The organism is Streptomyces sp. 8L (assembly GCF_020176795.1).
Lineage (GTDB): Bacteria > Actinomycetota > Actinomycetes > Streptomycetales > Streptomycetaceae > Streptomyces.
In genome coordinates this window covers 1-4,611 of record NZ_JAIUKE010000685.1, presented here as the reverse complement: position 1 = coordinate 4,611, position 4,611 = coordinate 1, and the positions used below count along the sequence as shown (strand labels likewise).

At 71.0% G+C, this 4,611-nt stretch carries 4 protein-coding genes; all 4 read left to right on the top strand.

Features of this window, described 5'->3' with window-relative positions:
* Window positions 1-40 precede the first annotated feature (40 nt).
* From LCE31_RS37110 to LCE31_RS37095, 4 genes are read left to right on the top strand one after another with little or no spacing between them, the layout of a single operon-like run.
* The gene (locus LCE31_RS37110; protein ID WP_225022449.1) at window positions 41-811 is read left to right on the top strand and encodes a phytanoyl-CoA dioxygenase family protein; all 771 of its coding nucleotides are present in this window, start codon (window positions 41-43) and stop codon (window positions 809-811) included.
* 14 nt (window positions 812-825) lie between these two features.
* A complete protein-coding gene (locus LCE31_RS37105) occupies window positions 826-1,479 on the top strand; it encodes an L-threonylcarbamoyladenylate synthase (protein ID WP_225022447.1) in 654 nt (217 codons plus the stop codon).
* The gene (locus LCE31_RS37100) at window positions 1,469-3,586 is read left to right on the top strand and encodes a phosphoketolase (RefSeq protein WP_225022445.1); all 2,118 of its coding nucleotides are present in this window, start codon (window positions 1,469-1,471) and stop codon (window positions 3,584-3,586) included. Before LCE31_RS37105 ends, LCE31_RS37100 begins: the two co-directional genes overlap by 11 nt.
* Window positions 3,583-4,443 (top strand): phytanoyl-CoA dioxygenase family protein, encoded by an 861-nt coding sequence (locus tag LCE31_RS37095; protein WP_225022443.1) that lies wholly within the window; start codon window positions 3,583-3,585, stop codon window positions 4,441-4,443. Before LCE31_RS37100 ends, LCE31_RS37095 begins: the two co-directional genes overlap by 4 nt.
* The last annotated feature ends 168 nt before the right edge of the window (window positions 4,444-4,611 follow it).

Here is a 4,611-nt window from a genome sequence, read left to right as displayed (position 1 = left end):
CCCCGGCCCCCTGTCCCGTCCTTCCGGAAGGAGACCCACCATGCCCCGATCCGAGATGTGGAGCGGCGCCGAGCGGCGCCGGTTCGTCGACGACGGTGTCCTCATACGCCGTGGTCTGGTCCACGGCACAGTCCTGTCCCGGGCCCGTGACCTCGTCGGCCGCTGGCAGGCCGAGGCGTACGACCCGTCGCGGCTCATCGCCTACACCAACCGCAGCTTCGCCCCGGAGCTGGACGAGCACCCCGCCCTTCTCGCCCTCTACCACCGCAGTGGGCTGGTGGAGCTGGCCGGAGATCTGCTGCGGCCCGCGAGGACCGCTCCGGTCACCCGGGCGCAGATCCAGATCCGGCTGCCGTACGGCGCTGAGCAGCCGGTGAAGCGGATGCATGTCGACGGCGTTTCCTGCCCCCATCTGGAACCGTCCGACCTGCGTACGTTCACCTTCATCGTCGGCGTCGTCCTGGACGGCAGCGCCACCGCGGACGCCGGCGCTCTGCACTACGTGCCCGGCGGGCACCACAGGATGGCCCGCTACTTCGCCACGGACTGGGTCCTGGGGCAGCCGGCTCAGACCCCCGACGACATCGATGATCAGAACGGCATTGCCTTCACCGCCGAGCCTGGCGACGTGGTCGTGATGCACCACCTCCTCCCGCACCGGGTCGGCATCAACATCAGCGGCACACCGAGGGTGATGGCGTACTTCCGCGTTCAACACGCCCAACACCCCGACCTCGCCCTGGCTGCCCTGTCGGACCCGTGGCGGGAGTACCCGACGTTCGCCGACCTCGCCCGCCCCGGCATCGCGTGAGGGGGCGGAGCACCGTGGATGTTCTCACCCCCGACCAGCTCCCCGCCGCCGTCCGGCTCCTGGCCGCCGGGCAGGTGGTCGCCGTGCCCACTCCGCGCTGGTACATGCTGTGTGCCCGCGTCGCTGACCCGGCCGCCACGGACGCGGTCTTCCGCGCCAAGCAGCGTCCGAGCACCAAGTCTTTGCTGCTCCTGCTCGACTCCCCGGCCACGGCCGAGGTCCTGTTCGACCTGAGCGTCGACGCTCGCCTGCTTGCCGGAGCCCTGTGGCCGGGGGAGCTCGGGCTGCGCCTTCCGTGGAAGCCAGGCGCGAAGACCGTCGCGGCGGTCGGTTCCCCGGCGCTCGCCGGATGCCCCGACGGGATGCTGGGCCGCCTCGTCGGCCTGGCCCGCGAACCGCTCGCCGCCGCCGTGTGCAGCATCTCCACCCCCGCCGCCGACGAGAGAGACCACCCGGCGCTCACCGCCGCCCAGGTCGCCGTCTTCGAGCGGACCGCCAAGGCCGGGATCGCCGCGGTCGTTGACGGCGGGATCTGCCCGCATGGCCGGCACATGACCATCGTCGACTGCCCTGCGGACGCCCCGGCCCGCCTGGAGCGGGAGGGCACCGTCCATGCCCGCGCCGTCGAAGTCGCCCTCACCCCGTCGGGAGGACCGCATGTGGGCTGACCTCGCCCGCCGAACCAACTGCTTGGTGCCCGACGCATCGGTGGCCGCCGTCGCCGACGCGCTCGACTACCTCTCCCTCGCCCAGCTCTATCTGCGCGACAACCCGCTCCTGGCCCGGCCCCTGGCCCCGGCCGACATCAAGCCCCGGCCGGCCGGGCACTGGGGGGTCTGCCCGCCCGTCAACCGGATGCTCGCCGCCCTGGGCCCGCTCCAGACAGCCGTCCCCGACGGCCACGACCTACATGTCCTGCACGGCGCCGGGCACGCCGGGCCCTCCGCCCTCGCCCACGCCTACCTCACCGGCCGACTCGGCAACGCCCACCCCGACCTGTCCCTTGGCGAGGCCGGCCTGCGCGAACTCGTCTCCGGCTTCCCCCGCGCCGACATCGGCGGGGAGATCACCCCGATGATCCCCGGCCACTTGCTCACCGGAGGCCAGCTCGGGGCCGCCCTCGCGATCGGCCAGGGCACCGTCCTCGACGCACCCCACCGGCTGTCGGTGGTCCTGATCGGCGACGGCGAGTGCGAGACCGGGACGACCGCCGCCTCCTGGCTCGCCACCCGCGCGCTGCACGGCACGGGCGAGCACGGCACCGTCCTGCCCGTCGTTCTGCTCAACGGGCTGCGCATGGGTGGCCCGAGCTTGCTGTCCACCCTGAGCCGCGCCGAACTCACCGTCTATTTCACCGGCCTCGGCCACCGGCCCGTTTACAGCGACGGCCTCGACACCGGCCAGCTCCGCCAGGCTCTCAAGGAAGCGCTCGGCGCCGCCCAGCCCCTGGGCACCCCGGGGCCCTCCAGCGTCTTGGTGCTCACCCTGGACAAGGGCCACGGTGCGCCTGGCCGCCTCGTCGGCACCCCTGCGGTCCACAAGACGCCGCTGCGGGACCCGTCCGGCGTGCCCGCCGAGTTCGACGCGCTCGCCGACTGGCTGGCCTCCTACCAGCCCGCCCAGCTCTTCACCCCCGGCGGCCGGCCCCGGCCGCACCTACTGCCCGCGCTCCCGCTACCCCGGCCCGAGCCCGGCAGTCTCCCGGCGCCGCGCGGCTGCGTCGCCGCCTCCGCCCAAGTCGCCGCCCACGCCGCCGGGCGTCCGTTCGCGCAGGTGGTACCCGAGATCCTACGGACCCGCGCCGAGCAGGAACCGTTCCGCGTGTTCAGCCCCGACGAGCTGTCCTCCAACCGCCTCGACCTCACCGACGAGCACGGACGCCCAGCGCCGTGGGTAGTGGAGGTCCTCAACGAGGAACTGTGCCACGCCTGGGCCCAGGGCTACACCGAGACCGGACGGCACGCCCTCGTCGCCACCTACGAGGCGTTCGCACCGATCACCCTCAGCCTCATCCAGCAGCAACTCAAGCACCGATCCGTGCGCCGGCACGCCGGGCTCGCCCCGCTGCCCAGCATGGTCTACCTCCTGACCAGCCTGGGCTGGCACAACACCTTCACCCACCAAAACCCCAGCCTCACCACAGCACTTCTGGCCGACGGCGACCCCACGCTCCACGTCCTCACCCCCGCCGACCCAGCGCGCACCGCCGCCGCCCTCACCTTCGCCCTGCGCAAGCTCGACCGGTGCACGATCATCGTCGCCGGCAAGCACACGAACCTCCACCAGCCGTTGGAGACCCTCGACGAGGAACTGCGGCACGGCATCGCGATCTGGCCCCACCTGACCCACCCCGGCCACGACGAACCCGACCTGATCCTCGCCTCCGCCGGCGACCTGCCCGCCAAGGCGCTGACCACCCTCGCCCGGCGGCTTCGCGCCGAACGCCCCGGCCTACGCCTGCGGTACGTCCACATCCACGACCTCACGGCCCTCGCCGAGGACGGCACCCGCCCCCTCGCCCTCGCCCCGGACACGTTCGCCCGCCACTTCGGCACCCAGGCGCCCATCCTCCTGGCCACCAGCGGACACCCCGCCGACATCCACGCTCTCCTCGGCTGCCGCCACCCCGGACCCCGGCTCACCGTCCTCGGCTACCACGACCCCGGCCGCCCTGTCTCCCAGGAACACCTCCGCCGACTCTGCGGCCTCGACGACGCCAGCCTGTGGAAGCTCGCCACGATGCATACCGCCACCTCAAAGGAGATACCGGCATGAACACCGCGCCTCCGCTCGCCGCCTCCAACGCTGACGCCATCGACGTCTTCGAACGCGACGGGTACGCGATCATCCGAAATGCGATCACCCCGGGCCTCCGCGATCGGCTCCTGGCCTCCGCCGAGAAGCTGCTGGCGAGCGACATGACCCAGGGCCGCGACCGAGGGGGCGACGGCAAGGACGGCTTCCGTGGATGCCTCAACCTCGACCCCGTGTTTCTCCCGCTCCTCGCCAATCCGGCCGTCCTTCCCATCGTCGTCCAGCTCCTCAGCCCTAACATCCACCTGCTCTCCGCGCACCTCATCGCCCTGCCCAGCGGTCCGCCCCGCACCATTCGCATCCCGGAACGCCATGGCTGGCATCGGGACATGTACGGCGTCACCGCCGACCTCGGTTTCCCCCACACTCCCCGCATGGCCATCAAGGCAGCCCACTACCTCACCCCCGTCACACCCAACTGCGGGCTGACTATGTTCCTCCCCGGCAGCCACCGCTTCACCGAAGAACCCGTCGTCCCCGTCGGCGCCATCAACCCGCCCGGCGCTGTTACCCCCGATATCACCGGTGCCGACGCAGTCCTCTTCGAGAATCGCACCTGGCACACCGGAGGCATCAACCTCTCTGACCAGCCCCGCATCGCCCTAATGCTCCAATACGGATACCGCTGGCTCCAACCCGTCGACGACCCAGCCGCCGAACTCCGGACAGACCCCGCTGTCACTCCGGTCGAGCAGCAACTCCTGGGCCTGCCCGACCGCCACCCGGACGGATCACTCGCCAAGGGCAGTGGAGCATCACCTATCCGTTCCTGGTGGGGGACTTATTCGATGACCTCCCAATCGAATAGACAGCACTGACCTGGCGTCAAGGGATCTGCTCGCCCAGAACCCCGTCAAGAGTGCTGTTCGAATCAGATGTAGCCATTCGGAAATCGCATTTGGTTCCCCTAATACTCCAGCAGTACTTTGAGGCTTGACCTGGGTGAATGTCGAGCGGTGGGAGTGTAGCGGGACGGTTCATGGTCA

Bases quoted from the DNA above. Each gene is read 5' to 3' on its own strand.
- LCE31_RS37110 (WP_225022449.1), top strand. From the start codon at position 41: ATGCCCCGATCCGAGATGTGGAGCGGCGCCGAGCGGCGCCGGTTCGTC.
- LCE31_RS37100 (WP_225022445.1), top strand. From the start codon at position 1,469: ATGTGGGCTGACCTCGCCCGCCGAACCAACTGCTTGGTGCCCGACGCA.
- LCE31_RS37095 (WP_225022443.1), top strand. From the start codon at position 3,583: ATGAACACCGCGCCTCCGCTCGCCGCCTCCAACGCTGACGCCATCGAC.